The 16,218-nt window shown below is 60.3% G+C and carries 13 protein-coding genes; 4 read left to right on the plus strand and 9 right to left on the minus strand.

Annotated features, from left to right (window positions below):
- Positions 1 to 3: 3 nt before the first annotated feature.
- The 8 genes from FW760_RS07485 to rpmH form a co-directional block, all read right to left on the minus strand.
- Complete coding sequence (locus FW760_RS07485) at positions 4 to 798, minus strand: ParA family protein (RefSeq protein ID WP_043860671.1); 795 nt, start codon at positions 796 to 798, stop codon at positions 4 to 6.
- Positions 799 to 816: 18 nt separating this feature from the next.
- Positions 817 to 1,467 carry a 16S rRNA (guanine(527)-N(7))-methyltransferase RsmG gene (rsmG, locus tag FW760_RS07490; protein ID WP_058541972.1) on the minus strand — a complete coding sequence of 217 codons (651 nt, stop codon included), beginning with the start codon at positions 1,465 to 1,467 and terminating at the stop codon, positions 817 to 819.
- Positions 1,464 to 3,356, minus strand: coding sequence for a tRNA uridine-5-carboxymethylaminomethyl(34) synthesis enzyme MnmG (mnmG, locus tag FW760_RS07495; protein ID WP_054916064.1), 1,893 nt, complete (start codon positions 3,354 to 3,356; stop codon positions 1,464 to 1,466). The genes rsmG and mnmG overlap by 4 nt, the downstream gene beginning before the upstream one ends.
- A gap of 514 nt (positions 3,357 to 3,870) precedes the next feature.
- On the minus strand, positions 3,871 to 5,241 hold the full coding sequence (gene mnmE / locus FW760_RS07500; RefSeq protein ID WP_043860673.1) for a tRNA uridine-5-carboxymethylaminomethyl(34) synthesis GTPase MnmE: 1,371 nt from the start codon (positions 5,239 to 5,241) through the stop codon (positions 3,871 to 3,873).
- A gap of 83 nt (positions 5,242 to 5,324) precedes the next feature.
- Positions 5,325 to 7,007 (minus strand): membrane protein insertase YidC, encoded by a 1,683-nt coding sequence (gene yidC, locus FW760_RS07505; protein ID WP_043860674.1) that lies wholly within the window; start codon positions 7,005 to 7,007, stop codon positions 5,325 to 5,327.
- Positions 7,008 to 7,009: 2 nt separating this feature from the next.
- The gene (gene yidD / locus FW760_RS07510) at positions 7,010 to 7,258 is read right to left on the minus strand and encodes a membrane protein insertion efficiency factor YidD (RefSeq protein ID WP_078481305.1); all 249 of its coding nucleotides are present in this window, start codon (positions 7,256 to 7,258) and stop codon (positions 7,010 to 7,012) included.
- The gene (rnpA, locus tag FW760_RS07515) at positions 7,251 to 7,655 is read right to left on the minus strand and encodes a ribonuclease P protein component (RefSeq protein ID WP_196933215.1); all 405 of its coding nucleotides are present in this window, start codon (positions 7,653 to 7,655) and stop codon (positions 7,251 to 7,253) included. The genes yidD and rnpA overlap by 8 nt, the downstream gene beginning before the upstream one ends.
- Before the next feature lie 13 nt (positions 7,656 to 7,668).
- Positions 7,669 to 7,803, minus strand: a complete 135-nt coding sequence (rpmH, locus tag FW760_RS07520; RefSeq protein WP_002551315.1) for a 50S ribosomal protein L34 — start codon at positions 7,801 to 7,803, stop codon at positions 7,669 to 7,671.
- A gap of 603 nt (positions 7,804 to 8,406) precedes the next feature.
- On the opposite strand from rpmH, the gene dnaA reads away from it, so the two are divergent.
- The 4 genes from dnaA to gyrB are packed head-to-tail and all read left to right on the plus strand — an operon-like array spanning position 8,407 to position 14,615.
- Positions 8,407 to 9,924: a chromosomal replication initiator protein DnaA gene (gene dnaA, locus FW760_RS07525; RefSeq protein WP_116052437.1), complete on the plus strand. Its 1,518-nt coding sequence runs from the start codon at positions 8,407 to 8,409 to the stop codon at positions 9,922 to 9,924.
- Positions 9,925 to 9,966: 42 nt separating this feature from the next.
- Complete coding sequence (gene dnaN / locus FW760_RS07530; RefSeq protein WP_446443714.1) at positions 9,967 to 11,070, plus strand: DNA polymerase III subunit beta; 1,104 nt, start codon at positions 9,967 to 9,969, stop codon at positions 11,068 to 11,070.
- 19 nt (positions 11,071 to 11,089) lie between these two features.
- Positions 11,090 to 12,193 (plus strand): DNA replication/repair protein RecF, encoded by a 1,104-nt coding sequence (recF, locus tag FW760_RS07535; protein ID WP_043860678.1) that lies wholly within the window; start codon positions 11,090 to 11,092, stop codon positions 12,191 to 12,193.
- A 4-nt stretch (positions 12,194 to 12,197) separates the two neighbouring features.
- The gene (gene gyrB / locus FW760_RS07540) at positions 12,198 to 14,615 is read left to right on the plus strand and encodes a DNA topoisomerase (ATP-hydrolyzing) subunit B (protein WP_054916057.1); all 2,418 of its coding nucleotides are present in this window, start codon (positions 12,198 to 12,200) and stop codon (positions 14,613 to 14,615) included.
- 124 nt (positions 14,616 to 14,739) lie between these two features.
- Here the strand turns inward: gyrB and FW760_RS07545 are convergent, their stop codons facing one another.
- Entirely contained in the window at positions 14,740 to 16,050 is a 1,311-nt protein-coding gene (locus tag FW760_RS07545) for a sigma-54 interaction domain-containing protein (RefSeq protein WP_078481299.1), read from the minus strand.
- Positions 16,051 to 16,218: the final 168 nt, after the last annotated feature.

Consider the following 16,218-nt stretch of genomic DNA (forward strand, 5'->3'; position numbering starts at 1 on the left):
TCCTTAAGTTGCCTGTGCGGCAGTGCGGGTTTGACGGCGTTGACGACGTACCAGTTCACCGGCCAGGGCCAGATAGGCCAGGGCGCCACGGGACTGCTTGTCGTAGGCCAGGGCCGGCATGCCGAAGCTCGGGGCCTCGGCCAGGCGGATGTTGCGCGGGATCACCGTATCGTAGAGCTGCTCGCCGAAGTGTTCCTTGAGCTGCGCGGACACGTCGTTGATCAGGCTCAGGCGCGGGTCGTACATGGTGCGCAACAGGCCTTCGATCTTGAGCTGCGGATTGAGCTTGGCAGCGATGCGCTTGATGTTATCCACAAGGTCGCTCAAGCCTTCCAGGGCAAAGTATTCACATTGCATCGGAATGATCACGCCATCGGCGGCCACCAGGGCATTGAGCGTCAGCATCGACAGTGACGGCGGGCAGTCGATCAGGATGTAGTCGTAACTCTCGCGGATCGGCGCCAGCGCTGTGCGCAGCCGGCTCTCCTTCATCTGCATTTCGAGCAGAACCACTTCGGCCGCAGTGAGGTCGCGGTTGGCCGGCAGCAGTTGATAACCGCCGTGTTCGGACACGTGCATGGCCTGAGCCAGGTCGCACTCGCCGATCAGCAGGTCATAGACCGAATGTTCAAGGACGTGTTTATCCACACCGCTACCCATGGTGGCGTTGCCCTGTGGATCGAGGTCAATCAGCAGCACGCGGCGCTTGGTAGCCACCAGCGATGCAGCGAGATTGATGCAGGTGGTGGTCTTGCCCACACCACCTTTCTGGTTCGCGATCGCGAATACCTTAGCCATTCTTGCTTGTGTTCCCAGTCATGCCGTGCGGCGCAGTATCAGCAGATGGCGCTGGCCTTGGCAACCCGGAACGGTCAAGGCCTGCTCGCTATCCACTTTGAAATCTGCCGGCAATGCTACCAGCTCATCAGCCGGATGCAGCCCTTTCATTGCCAGCCACTGCGTCTGGGCGTCGCCAAGGTGGCGCGTCCAATTGGTGAAGTTCTCCATGCTGCTGAAAGCACGAGAAACAATTCCGGAGAAAGGCTGTTCCGGCTGGAACGCCTCGACCCGGCTGTGGATAACTTGCAGGTTATCCAGCTTCAGCTCCAGTTTCACCTGGGTGAGGAAGCGGGTTTTCTTGCCGTTGCTGTCCAGCACCGTGACCTGCTTGTGCGGATGCAGGATAGCCAGGGGAATGCCCGGCATGCCGCCGCCGCTACCGACGTCGAGCCAGCGCTCGGTGTCGCTGTGGATAAACGGCATGACGCTCAGGCTGTCCAGCAGGTGGCGGGACACCATTTCGTCGGGATTGCGCACTGCAGTCAGGTTGTAAGCCTTGTTCCACTTGATCAGCAGCGCCAGATAAGCCAGCAGTTGCGCGTGCTGGGCCTCGCTCAGCTCGACACCAAGCTGGCGGGCACCTGTGGACAACTCCTGGGCGTGTTGAGGGGTGACCATAGAACTCAAGCGCTTTGCTCCAACTCGCGGCCTGCGCCGCGTTTTTTCAGGTGAATCAGCAACAGGGAAATAGCCGCCGGGGTCACGCCGGGAACGCGCGAGGCCTGGCCGAGTGTCTCTGGGCGGGCCTGGCTGAGCTTACCCTGAATCTCCTTGGACAACCCGGAAATACCAGCGTAGTCGATATCCTCGGGCAGGCGGGTGTCTTCGCTTGCCCGCAGGCGAGCGATTTCTTCCTGTTGCCGGTCGATGTAACCAGCGTATTTGGTCTTGATCTCGACCTGCTCGGCCACCTGAGGGTCGATTTCTCCACCGCCGGTCACTTCCACCAACCCGGCATAGTCGATTTCCGGGCGGGTCAGCAGGTTGAGCAGGTTGTATTCATGGCTGAGCGGCGTGCCGAACTTATCCACAATCGCCTGGCCCATCGCGGTATTGGGCTGAACCCAGGTGGACTTCAGGCGTTGCTCCTCGCGCTCGATGCTTTCGCGCTTGGCGCTGAACGCGGCCCAGCGTGCATCGTCGACCAGGCCCAGTTCACGGCCTTTTTCGGTCAGACGCAGGTCGGCGTTGTCTTCACGCAGAATCAGGCGGTACTCGGCCCGCGAGGTGAACATGCGGTACGGCTCCTGGGTACCCAGGGTGATCAGGTCGTCGACCAGCACCCCGATGTACGCCTCGTCGCGGCGCGGGCACCAGCTTTCGCGGCCCTGTGCACGCAGCGCGGCGTTGGCACCAGCCAGCAGCCCCTGCGCGCCGGCCTCTTCGTAACCGGTGGTGCCGTTGATCTGGCCGGCAAAGAACAACCCGCCGATGGCCTTGGTTTCCAGGCTGTACTTCAGGTCACGCGGGTCGAAGTAGTCGTATTCGATGGCATAGCCCGGGCGCACGATGTGCGCGTTTTCCATGCCGCGGATCGAACGCACCAACTGCAGCTGCACGTCGAACGGCAGGGATGTGGATATCCCGTTCGGGTACAGCTCGTGGGTATTGAGCCCTTCTGGCTCGATGAATACCTGGTGGCTCTGCTTGTCGGCAAACCGGTGGATCTTGTCTTCGATCGACGGGCAGTAACGCGGGCCGATGCCCTCGATCACGCCGGAGTACATCGGCGAACGATCGAGGTTGGAAGCAATGATCTCGTGAGTGCGTTCGTTGGTGTGGGTAATCCAGCAACTGACCTGACGCGGGTGCATGGCCTTGTCGCCCATGAACGACATCACCGGTATCGGGGTGTCACCGGCCTGTTCGGTCATCACCGAGAAATCCACCGAACGCCCGTCGATACGCGGCGGCGTGCCGGTTTTCAGGCGACCCATGCGCAGCGACAGCTCACGCATGCGGTGCGCCAGAGCGATGGCCGGCGGATCGCCGGCACGCCCACCGGAATAATTCTGCAGACCGATGTGGATAAGTCCGCTGAGGAAGGTACCCGTGGTCAGCACCACAGAATCGGCATGGAAACGCAGACCCATCTGCGTGACGACGCCGCGTACCTGGTCCTGCTCGACGATCAGGTCGTCACAGGCCTGCTGGAATATCCACAAGTTGGGCTGGTTTTCGAGAATCTCGCGTACCACGGCCTTGTAGATGGCGCGGTCGGCCTGGGCGCGGGTTGCACGCACCGCCGGGCCTTTGCGGTTGTTCAAAACGCGGAATTGGATACCGCTCTTGTCGGTAGCCAGGGCCATGACACCGCCCAGCGCATCGATCTCCTTGACCAGATGGCTCTTGCCAATACCGCCAATGGCCGGGTTGCAGCTCATGTGCCCGAGGGTTTCCACGTTGTGGGTCAGCAGCAGGGTTTTCACACCCATGCGTGCAGACGCAAGCGCAGCCTCGGTTCCGGCATGGCCGCCGCCGATGACGATCACTTCAAAACGGGAAGGGAAATCCACCACGCACCTCGTGCCTGTTTCGGGAATAGATAGGAATAACGCACAAGTATAGGGACTTACCCCCCTTCTAGGAACCGCTTGAACAAAATTTAACCAGCCTGTGGATGAGTGGCTGACAATAGAAATAAAGAGAGAGAAATTTATTAAAGCTTTGTTTTTATGTTTATTCTTAGTGAGGCACCTTTCTGTGGATAAACCTCTACAGCCCTTATTCCACCTTATGTACAGAGGTTCAAAAGGCTGTGGTCTAGTGGCCATGAGGGGTCTGGATAAGCGCCTTAAGCCTGTGGATGAAACACCCACTTATCAACAGGGGGAGTTATCTCCAGCCTTGAGGCCGGGTTATCAACCGAGCTGAGGCGGGGTTTTCCACAGGGCTTATTCTGCGGTTTGTGAGTAAGACAGGCACGCGAAAGCCCCGGAGCGTTCCGGAATTCTCGACAGGGGATAAAAAATTGAGGGGGATGACAGCCGACAACGAGGCCCTGGATCGGCCCCGTTGTGGATAAACGGACTACTTGCCGATGCAGAAGCTGGAGAAGATGCGCCCCAGCAGGTCATCGGAGCTGAAGGCGCCGGTAATTTCGCCCAGGGACTGCTGGGCCTGGCGCAGGTCTTCGGCCAGCAGCTCTCCAGCGCCCGCCAGGGTCAATTGCGCATGACCGTGGTCCAGGTGCGAACTGGCCTGGCGCAGGGCGTCCAGGTGGCGCCGGCGGGCACTGAAGCCGCTTTCGGCAGTCTGTTCGTAACCCATGCAGGCCTTGAGGTGATCGCGCAGCAGTTCCAGGCCCTGGTCGGCGCCCTTGGCACTGAGGGTGATGGTGACGTGACCATCGTCGGACAACTGCAGGCCCACGGGGTCGCCACTGAGGTCGGCCTTGTTGCGAATCAGCGTGACCTTGGCCGGGTCGGGGCGCTGTTCAAGGAATTCAGGCCACAATGCGAACGGATCATCGGCTTCAGGTGCCGTGGCATCCACCACCAATAGCACCCGATCGGCCTCGCCAATGGCTTTGAGGGCGCGTTCCACCCCAATCTTTTCCACATGGTCTTCGGTATCGCGCAGGCCGGCGGTGTCCACCACGTGCAACGGCATGCCGTCGATGTGGATATGTTCGCGCAGCACATCCCGGGTAGTACCGGCGATGTCCGTCACGATGGCCGCCTCGCGCCCGGCCAGTGCGTTGAGCAGGCTGGACTTGCCGGCATTCGGCCGCCCGGCGATCACCACCGTCATGCCGTCGCGCAACAGCGCACCCTGCCCCGCCTCGCGCTGCACTGTGGATAAACTCTCGCGCACCTCCTCGAGCATGCGCAGGACGTGGCCATCGGCAAGAAAATCGATTTCCTCTTCGGGAAAGTCGATTGCCGCCTCGACGTAGATACGCAGGCTGATCAGTTTTTCGGTGAGGTTATCCACACGGCGGGAGAATTCGCCCTGCAACGAGCGCAGCGCATTACGCGCCGCCTGTGCAGAACTGGCCTCGATCAGGTCGGCGATGGCTTCGGCCTGCGCGAGGTCGAGCTTGTCGTTGAGAAAGGCGCGCTCGCTGAATTCGCCCGGGCGCGCCAGGCGGCAACCCAGTTCCACGCAGCGCTGCAGCAGCATGTCGAGCACAACCGGGCCGCCGTGGCCCTGCAGCTCCAGTACATCTTCACCGGTAAAGGAGTTGGGCCCGGGAAAATACAGGGCAATGCCTTCATCCAGTACCAGGCCATCGTCGCCCTTGAACGGGCCGTAATGGGCATACCGCGGGGTGAGCTCACGGCCGGTGATGGCCAACCCGGCCTTGCTGGCCAGCGGTCCGGAAATACGCACGATTCCTACACCGCCACGACCCTGGGCAGTGGCAATTGCAGTGATGGTTTCACGACGAGCATTCATCAGCGAAGGCCTCAGACAAAAACGACAGATAGCAAAACGCCCCACGAGGGGGCGTTTTATCCACAGGTTAGCTGGCTAACCCGTCAAGCGGTTGCTTTGTTGCTCGCCGCTTCGATCTTGCGGGTGATGTACCACTGCTGTGCGATCGACAGGCAGTTGTTCACAACCCAGTACAGCACCAGACCTGCCGGGAACCACAGGAAGAAGAAGGTGAAGATGATCGGCATCAGCTTCATCACCTTGGCCTGCATCGGATCCGGCGGCGTCGGGTTCAGGCGCTGCTGGATGAACATGGTCGCGCCCATGATGATCGGCAGGATGAAGAACGGATCCTTGATCGACAGGTCGGTAATCCAGAACATCCACGGGGCCTGGCGCATTTCAACGCTTTCCAGCAATACCCAGTAGAGCGAAAGGAAGACTGGCATTTGCACCAGGATCGGCAGGCAGCCGCCCAGCGGGTTGATCTTCTCTTTCTTGTACAGCTCCATCATGGCCTGCGACATCTTCTGCCGGTCATCGCCATGTTGCTCTTTCAGCGCGGCCAGTTTAGGTGCCACGGCACGCATGCGCGCCATCGACTTGTAGCTGGCAGCGGACAGCGGGAAGAACAGCAGCTTGATCAGCATGGTCAGGACGATGATCGACCAGCCCCAGTTGCCGAGCAGCTCATGGATATGTTGCAGCAGCCAGAAGATCGGCTGGGCAATGAACCACAGGATGCCGTAGTCGACGGTCAGCTCCAGGCCTGGGGACAGCGCCTTGAGTTTTTCCTGGCTCTTGGGACCGGCGTACAGCAGCGTGCTGGTTTCGCCCTGGGCGCCGGCAGCCACGTTCAGCTCCGGACCGGTGAACCCGATGATGTAGTTGCCCTGGCTGTCCTTGCGTGTCTGAACAACGTTGTTGTCCGACTTGTTGGGAATCCAGGCGGTCACGAAGTAGTGCTGCAACCAGGCAACCCAGCCGCCGGTAACATTTTCTTTCAAACTACCTTTGTCGATGTCCTTCATCGACACTTTCTTGTACGGCTCGGCACTTGTCCACAGGGCGGCGCCCAGATAGGTGGCGGTACCGGTGGCGGTGCTCGACGACGGATCGGAGCTGGCATCGCGCTTGAGCTGTGCAAACAGGTTGCCTGTCCACGGCTTGCCGCTCTGGTTGTCGATCAGGTGAGTGACTTTCAGGTCATATTCACCACGGTTCAGGGTGAAACGCTTGATGTAGTTCACACCCGCGTCGCTGAACTTGAGGTCGACGACCAGTTGGTTCTGGCCATCGGCCAGTTGATAACTTTTCTGCTCGGCGGAATACAGCGGGCGACCAGCGGCACGTGCATCGGGGCCGTTGGCACCGGTCAGGCCGCTCTGAGCCAGGTAAACGCGCTCGCCGCCGTTATCGAACAGCTGGAACGGAATTTCCGGATGGTCCTGGCGACGTGGATATTTCGGCAGGGTCAGCTGCGCAATATCACCGCCGTTGGGGTTGATAGCCAGGTCGAGGACATCGGTCTTGACCCTAATCAGGTCTGTGCTGACGGCAACCGGTGCAATTTCTGCAGGGGTGGTTTCAGCAGTGGCGCTCGGAACATCGGCGCTGGCGCCGGATGTGCCAACGGTCGGGGTATCGGGCAAGCCCGGCGCGACGGTGCTGGCAGCAGTATTCTGAGTCGGCAGGGCAGCCTGGCCGTAGTCCTGGTTCCACTTGAGGACCATGACATAGGACACGATTGCCAGGGCGGCGATCAGGATCGTGCGTTTAATATCCATGATTACTCGGCTATCGAAGAAGAAGTACGGGAAGTGGGAGCAGGCGGAACCGGGTCATAACCGCCGGCATTCCACGGATGACAACGCCCGAGACGACGAGCGGTCAACCATCCACCGCGCAATGCGCCATGTGTTTCGATGGCTTCAATCGCATAGGTGGAACAGGTCGGATAGAAACGACAGTGGCTGGCCATCAGAGGGCTAATGGCGTAACGGTAAAACTGGATCGGAACGAGTACCAGTTTACGCATCTGGACGGTCTACCCCTGCAGATTCGCTGTTAACCACTGGAGCGGGCCGACTGCGTGCAAGGCGCTTCCAGAGCTTGCCAAAATGTTGGTGCAATTCTGGGTTTTCTACGTCGCCCAGGCCTTTGCGCGCGACGATCACGATGTCCCAACCGGCCAGCAAATGCTGGTGGAGACGAAACGAATCGCGCATCAAACGCTTCAAGCGGTTGCGTTGAACGGAGAGCTTGACGCTCTTTTTCCCGATCACGAGCCCCAGGCGGGGATGATCCAGGCCGTTCTCGCGGGCAAGGAGCAAGAGACTCTTGCCTGGCACCTTGCCGGATGGAGAGTCAAAGACCGCTTTGAAGTGTCGGGGTGTCAGAAGACGCTTTTCCCGACTGAAGTCCTGACTCACCACCTGTGCCGAAAAATCAAACTGCCAGACGCTTACGGCCTTTGGCACGACGGCGGGACAGTACGGCACGGCCGTTCTTGGTAGCCATACGGGCACGGAAACCGTGAGTGCGGGCGCGCTTGATGGTGCTTGGTTGGAAAGTACGTTTCATGGCGTGTTACCTGGTTCGTCGACAACGGGCCGGAATGGCCCCCGTTTTAAGAGACCGGCGATTCTAGAGAAAGCAGCGCCATAGGTCAATTTCCAACCAGCTTTTCCTTATGGATAAAAAACCGGGCGCCTTCGCATGCTCGTCCACAGGCCTGTGCCCCGGATGACAGGGACACAGCCTTGCCGGACGCTTAAACATAGAAAAAAGAAGAGAAGGTATTTAAAGCTTTTTTGTAAATCTTATAGAACTTAGGCAGCTGTTTTCTGTGGATAGAACGCTACAGGCCTTGTTCTACGTACTGTACAGAGAAAAGAAACCCTGTCGGGAAGCGGTGCTCTGGCTGTGCTGTGCAGGCGCAAAAGCTGTGGATTAAAAGGTCTGTTATCCACAGCGCAGTTATCCACCGATTTCGACCCCCACTTGTGCAAAGTGCTCAGGCATGGTTATCCACAGGGCTTATTCACAGCGGTAAAGTGACGTTTTTGCCACTAACCTGCTGATTTATCGCCACCCTCGACACACCTGCATGTGGATAACTGCGCTGGCGGTCGGTACAATGGCCGCTTGTTTTTGCCTCACCGGCGTTCAACTCAGGGGATATCCGTGTCAGTGGAACTTTGGCAGCAGTGCGTGGACCTTCTGCGCGACGAACTGCCTGCCCAGCAATTCAACACCTGGATCCGTCCGCTACAGGTCGAAGCCGAAGGCGACGAGTTGCGCGTCTATGCGCCTAACCGGTTCGTACTCGATTGGGTCAATGAAAAGTACCTGGGTCGCTTGCTCGAACTGCTGGGCGAACACGGCAATGGCATCGCCCCTGCGCTTTCCTTATTAATAGGCAGCCGACGCAGTTCGGCACCCCGTGCTGCGCCAAACGCACCGCTCGCCGCCTCGGTCGCCGCTTCCCAGGCCCATCAGGCTGCCCAGGTCGCTGCCGTGGCAGCCCCGGCAGCGCCAGCACCTGCGCCGGCAGCGCCACAGGTCGAAGATGCACCTTCGCGCGACAGCTTCGACTCGATGGGCGAGAACACTGCCGTGGTGGCTCCACCCAGCAGCCGTACCGAACAACGTACTGTGCAGGTAGAGGGTGCGCTCAAACACACCAGCTACCTGAACCGCACCTTCACCTTCGAGAATTTCGTCGAGGGCAAGTCCAACCAGCTGGCCCGCGCGGCAGCCTGGCAGGTCGCCGACAACCCCAAGCATGGCTACAACCCGTTATTCCTCTATGGCGGGGTGGGCCTGGGTAAGACGCACTTGATGCACGCTGTGGGTAACCACCTGCTCAAGAAGAATCCGAATGCCAAGGTGGTGTACCTGCACTCGGAGCGCTTCGTCGCCGACATGGTCAAGGCGTTGCAGCTCAATGCCATCAACGAGTTCAAGCGCTTCTACCGCTCGGTCGATGCGCTTCTGATCGACGACATTCAATTCTTTGCCCGCAAGGAGCGTTCGCAGGAGGAGTTTTTCCACACCTTCAACGCCTTGCTCGAAGGTGGCCAGCAGGTGATTCTCACCAGCGACCGCTACCCCAAGGAAATCGAAGGCCTCGAGGAGCGCCTCAAGTCCCGCTTTGGCTGGGGCCTGACCGTTGCCGTAGAGCCGCCGGAGCTCGAGACCCGCGTCGCGATCCTGATGAAGAAGGCCGACCAGGCCAAGGTCGACCTGCCACATGACGCTGCGTTCTTCATTGCCCAGCGCATCCGCTCCAACGTGCGGGAACTGGAAGGCGCGCTGAAGCGGGTCATTGCCCACTCGCACTTCATGGGCCGCGATATCACCATCGAGTTGATTCGCGAGTCGCTCAAGGATCTGCTGGCACTGCAGGACAAGCTGGTGAGTGTGGATAACATTCAGCGCACAGTGGCCGAGTACTACAAGATCAAGATTTCCGATCTGCTGTCCAAGCGGCGTTCGCGTTCGGTGGCCAGGCCGCGTCAGGTGGCCATGGCCCTGTCCAAGGAACTGACCAACCACAGCCTGCCGGAAATCGGCGACGTCTTCGGCGGCCGCGATCACACCACGGTGTTGCACGCGTGCCGCAAGATCAACGAACTCAAGGAATCCGACGCGGATATCCGCGAGGACTACAAGAACCTGCTGCGGACCCTGACGACGTGATGAACGTCAGCGCGGCTTTTTTTTAAGGCAAGGGACTAGACCATGCATTTCACCATTCAACGCGAAGCCCTGTTGAAACCCCTGCAACTGGTCGCAGGCGTCGTCGAGCGCCGCCAGACCTTGCCGGTATTGTCCAACGTGCTGCTGGTGGTCCAGGGCCAGCAACTGTCGCTTACAGGTACTGACCTGGAAGTGGAGCTGGTTGGCCGTGTGCAACTGGAACACCCTGCCGAGCCTGGCGAGATCACCGTACCTGCACGCAAGCTGATGGATATCTGCAAGAGCCTGCCGAGCGAAGCGGAGATCAGCATCAAGGTCGACGAGCAGAAGGTCATCATCAAGGCCGGCCGCAGCCGTTTCACCTTGTCGACCCTGCCAGCCAACGATTTCCCCACCGTCGAGGAAGGCCCGGGTTCGCTGACCTGCACCCTGGAGCAGAGCCGTCTGCGCCGCCTGATCGAGCGCACCAGCTTCGCAATGGCCGTGCAGGACGTGCGCTACTACCTGAACGGCATGCTGCTGGAAGTCTCCACCGGCACTCTGCGCGCGGTCGCCACCGATGGTCACCGTCTGGCCATGTGCTCGATGCAGGCCGATATCGGTCAGGCTGATCGCCACCAGGTGATCGTGCCTCGCAAGGGTATCCTTGAGCTGGCGCGCCTGCTCACTGATCCGGAAGGCACCGTTGCCATCGTGCTGGGTCAGCAACACATTCGCGCCACTACTGGCGAATTCACCTTCACCTCCAAGCTGGTGGATGGCAAGTTCCCGGACTACGAGCGCGTATTGCCAAAGGGCGGCGACAAACTGGTACTGGGTGATCGCCAGGCACTTCGCGAAGCGTTCAGCCGTACCGCGATTCTGTCCAACGAAAAGTACCGCGGCATTCGTCTGCAACTGGCGGCTGGCCAACTGAAGATTCAGGCCAACAACCCTGAGCAGGAAGAAGCCGAAGAAGAGATCGGCGTCGACTACAACGGCGGTTCGCTGGAAATCGGTTTCAACGTGAGCTACCTGCTCGACGTGCTGGGCGTGATGACCACCGAACAGGTTCGTCTGATCCTGTCCGATTCCAACAGCAGCGCCCTGCTGCAAGAGGCGGACAATGACTATTCTGCATACGTCGTCATGCCGATGCGCCTGTAATTTGTCCAGCACTCGCTAGATGTCCCTCAGTCGCGTTTCAGTCACCGCGGTGCGCAACCTGCACCCGGTGACCTTCTCCCCCTCCCCCCGCATCAACATCCTGTATGGCGCCAACGGCAGCGGCAAAACCAGCGTGCTGGAAGCCATCCATTTGCTCGGCCTGGCCCGTTCATTTCGCAGCACTCGCCTTACACCGGTCATCCAGTATGAAGAACTGGCGTGTACGGTATTCGGCCAGGTCGAACTGAATGAAGGTGGTTCCAGCAACCTGGGCATATCGCGGGAACGGCAAGGGGATTTCACCATTCGCATCGACGGGCAGAACGCCCGCAGTGCCGCCCAACTGGCAGAGATACTGCCGCTGCAACTGATCAACCCGGACAGTTTTCGCCTGCTCGAAGGTGCGCCCAAGATTCGCCGGCAATTCCTGGATTGGGGTGTGTTCCACGTGGAACCTCGCTTCATGTCCACCTGGCAGCGCCTGCAGAAGGCCCTGCGGCAGCGGAACTCATGGTTGCGGCATGGTACACTTGACGCTGTTTCGCAAGCAGCCTGGGACCGGGAGTTATGCCTGGCCAGTGCGGAAATCGACGAGTACCGCCGTAATTACATCAAAGCGCTGAAACCCGTCTTCGAACAAACCTTGAGCGAATTGCTGGAGCTCGAGGGGCTGACCCTGAGTTACTACCGAGGGTGGGACAAGGACAGAGACCTCAGCGAGGTCCTGGCTGGCTCGCTCCATCGGGATCAGCAGATGGGCCACACACAGGCAGGTCCGCAACGTGCGGATCTGCGGCTCAGGTTAGGCGCCAACAACGCGGCCGATATCCTGTCTCGCGGCCAGCAGAAACTGGTGGTGTGCGCACTGCGTATCGCCCAGGGGCATCTGGTCAGCCAGGCACGCCGCGGCCAATGTATTTATCTGGTGGATGACCTGCCGTCCGAATTGGACGAGCAGCACCGTCGTGCACTTTGCCGCTTGCTGGAAGACTTACGCTGCCAGGTGTTTATCACCTGTGTAGACCACGAATTATTGAGGGAAGGCTGGCAGACGGATACGCCAGTTGCCTTGTTCCACGTGGAACAAGGCCGTATCACCCAGACCCACGACCATCGGGAGTGAAGGCATGAGCGAAAATCAAACGTACGACTCCTCCAGCATTAAAGTGCTCAAAGGGTTGGATGCCGTACGCAAGCGTCCCGGTATGTACATTGGCGACACCGATGATGGTAGCGGCCTGCACCACATGGTGTTCGAGGTGGTCGATAACTCGATCGACGAAGCCCTCGCCGGCCACTGTGACGACATTACCGTAATCATCCACCCGGATGAGTCCATCACCGTTCGCGACAACGGCCGCGGCATCCCGGTCGATGTACACAAGGAAGAAGGGGTTTCCGCCGCAGAGGTCATCATGACCGTACTGCACGCCGGCGGTAAGTTCGACGACAACTCCTACAAGGTATCCGGCGGCCTGCACGGTGTGGGCGTCTCGGTGGTGAACGCGCTTTCCGAAGAGTTGATCCTCACCGTTCGCCGCAGCGGCAAGATCTGGGAGCAGACCTACGTTCACGGTGTACCGCAGGCTCCGATGAAGATTGTCGGCGACAGCGAAACCACCGGCACCCAGATCCACTTCAAGCCATCGTCCGAAACCTTCAAGAACATCCACTTCAGCTGGGACATCCTGGCCAAGCGGATTCGTGAACTGTCGTTCCTCAACTCTGGCGTAGGCATCCTGTTGAAGGACGAACGCTCGGGTAAGGAAGAGGAATTCAAGTACGAAGGTGGCCTGCGCGCATTCGTCGAATACCTGAACACCAACAAGACTCCGGTGAACGAAGTGTTCCACTTCAGCGTTCAGCGCGAGGATGGTGTGGGTGTGGAAATCGCCCTGCAGTGGAACGACAGCTTCAACGAGAACCTGTTGTGCTTCACCAACAACATTCCGCAGCGCGACGGCGGTACTCACCTGGTGGGTTTCCGTTCGGCGCTGACGCGTAACCTGAACAACTACATCGAGCAGGAAGGTCTGGCCAAGAAGAACAAGGTCGCGACCACCGGTGATGATGCCCGTGAAGGCCTGACCGCAATCATCTCGGTGAAGGTGCCTGATCCCAAGTTCAGCTCGCAGACCAAGGACAAGCTGGTTTCGTCCGAAGTCAAAACTGCGGTGGAACAGGAGATGGGCAAGTACTTCTCCGACTTCCTGCTGGAAAACCCGAACGAAGCCAAGGCTGTGGTCGGCAAGATGATCGACGCTGCGCGCGCCCGTGAAGCGGCCCGTAAAGCGCGTGAAATGACCCGTCGCAAGGGCGCGCTGGACATTGCCGGGCTTCCGGGCAAGCTTGCCGACTGCCAGGAGAAAGACCCTGCCCTCTCCGAACTGTACCTGGTGGAGGGTGACTCCGCAGGCGGCTCGGCCAAGCAAGGTCGCAACCGCAAGACCCAGGCTATCCTGCCGCTCAAGGGTAAGATCCTCAACGTCGAGAAAGCACGTTTCGACAAGATGATCTCGTCCCAGGAAGTGGGCACGCTGATCACCGCACTGGGCTGTGGCATCGGCCGCGAAGAGTACAACATCGAGAAGCTGCGCTATCACAACATCATCATCATGACCGATGCTGACGTCGACGGTTCGCACATCCGTACCCTGCTGCTGACCTTCTTCTTCCGTCAGTTGCCGGAGCTGGTCGAGCGCGGCTACATCTACATCGCGCAGCCGCCGCTGTACAAGGTCAAGAAGGGCAAGCAGGAGCAGTACATCAAGGACGACGAGGCCATGGAAGAGTACATGACCCAGTCGGCCCTCGAAGATGCCAGCCTGCACCTGGACGAGTCCGCGCCACCGGTTTCCGGTGTCGAGCTGGAGCGTCTGGTCAACGAATTCCGTACCGTGATGAAGACCCTCAAGCGTCTGTCGCGCCTGTACCCGCAAGAGCTCACCGAGCACTTCGTGTACCTGCCGGCCATCTCGGTGGAGCAGCTGTCCGACCACGCGCACATGCAGAACTGGCTCGCCAGGTTCGATGAGCGCCTGCGCAATACCGAGAAGTCGGGCTTGCTGTACAAGGCCAGCCTGCGTGAAGACCGCGAGCGCAACGTGTGGCTGCCAGAAGTGGAAATCACTTCCCACGGCCTTGCCAGCTACGTGACCTTCAACCGCGACTTCTTCGGCAGCAACGACTACCGCACCGTGACCGCGCTGGGCGCCCAGCTTGCCACCCTGCTGGGTGAAGGTGCCTACGTGCAGCGTGGGGAACGCAAGAAAGCCATCACCGAGTTCAAGGAAGCCCTGGACTGGCTGATGGCCGAAAGCACCAAGCGTCACACCATCCAGCGCTACAAAGGGCTGGGCGAGATGAACCCGGACCAGCTGTGGGAAACCACCATGGACCCGACTGTGCGCCGCATGCTCAAGGTGACCATCGAAGACGCGATCGCTGCCGATCAGATCTTCAACACCCTGATGGGCGACGCCGTGGAACCGCGCCGCGAGTTCATCGAAAGCAACGCCCTGGCGGTATCCAATCTGGACTTCTGACCGGTTGCAGTACCTCTGAAAGCGGGCAGTTATCCACAGTGACAACGCCCTCGAAAGGCCAACCCTCAGGGGTTGGCCTTTTTGTTTTCCTGCCTAGGTGCTGCTGCGCCCTAGGCGTGAGCACTCAAGAAACACCCAGCTCGCGCAGGCGCCGATACAGGGTGCGCTCGCTCAGCCCCAGGTGGCGGGCAAGCTCGCTGCGCGATCCTTCGAAGCTGTCCAGCGCCTGGGCGATGTCGCGCAATCGGGTATTCGAGCGGTGTGGGGCACTGGCGGGCGAGTCGGCTCTCAGCTCCGTGGGCAGGTGCTCGGCGCGGATGATGCCGTCGTCGCTGAACAACCTCGCCCGCTCCAGAATGTTGCGCAGCTCGCGGATGTTGCCGGGGTAGCGGTACAGCCCCAGCAAGGTCATGGCCTCCTCGTCGACCCGCGGCGCAGCGGACCCGGCCAGGCGCTGCAGCAGGGTCTCGATCAGCAGGGGCAGGTCTTCGAAGCGCTCGCGCAGTGAAGGCAGGCGGATCGGGAAGCCGCTGATACGGTAGTAGAGGTCTTCGCGAAAGCTGCCGGCGGTGGCCATTTCCTTGAGGGGCTTGTGGGTGGCCGAGATCAGGCGGAAATCCGAATGCACCGTGCGCAGGCTGCCCACCGGGCGAAAGCTGCCCGACTCGATCAGACGCAGCAGCTTGACCTGCATCGCCAGCGGCACCTCACCGATCTCGTCGAGAAACAGGGTGCCGCCATGGGCGGCTTCGGCCAGGCCGATCTTGCGCTGGTTGGCACCGGTGAATGCGCCCTTCTCGTAGCCGAACAGCTCGCTCTCCAGCAACGTCTCGGTCAGCCCCGTGCAGTCCACCACCACCAACGGACCGCTGGCACGCGGGCTGCTGGCATGCAGGGCGCGGGCGAACAGCTCCTTGCCGGTGCCGGACTCCCCTTGCAGCAGCACCGGTATCTGCGCCGGCGCGGCCCGCTGGACACCGGCAAGGGCCTCCTGGAAGGCCGCCGAACGCCCTACCAGGCCGAACTGCTGCGGCTGTGCCGACGCCACGGCGATGCTGGTCAGGCGTTCGACAAAGGCGATCACTTCACCCTGCTCGTCCAGGATCGGGCGCAACTCCACGTCCACATGTTCCGGCCCTCGCGGGGTGTGATGCACATGCAGCACCCGCTCGGGGGTGCGGCTATGCCTGGCCTTGCGCATCGGGCAGTGCTCGCCCGCCTGGTCGCACGGCACCGCGTAGTGGTGCGAGACGTGGTGGCACTTCTGGCCGATCGGCGCGGCGCCCACCACCCCGAATTGATGCAGGTACGCAGTGTTGGCGGCAAGAATGTTGTACTGCAGGTCGAGCACGATGCTCGGCTGAGGTTCGTGTTCGAGGTAGGACACCAGCGCCTGCAGGGCGGGGCTGGCGGGTGTGTCGGGGTTCATGGGCATGACGGCACCAGGGGCAAGGCAGGCCCGCAGCTTAACCGAACGCCTCGCTCACTGCCAAAAACTGCCAGCCTCTGCCAACCAGCTGCCAGAACCGTGGCAGGCAGTTTCGGCCAGAGGGTCCAGACTCAGGTAAACCGGGCGTGCTGGCCGGGGGCAGGCGTGAATCTG

It is taken from the genome of Pseudomonas sp. 1176_21 (genome assembly GCF_052850635.1).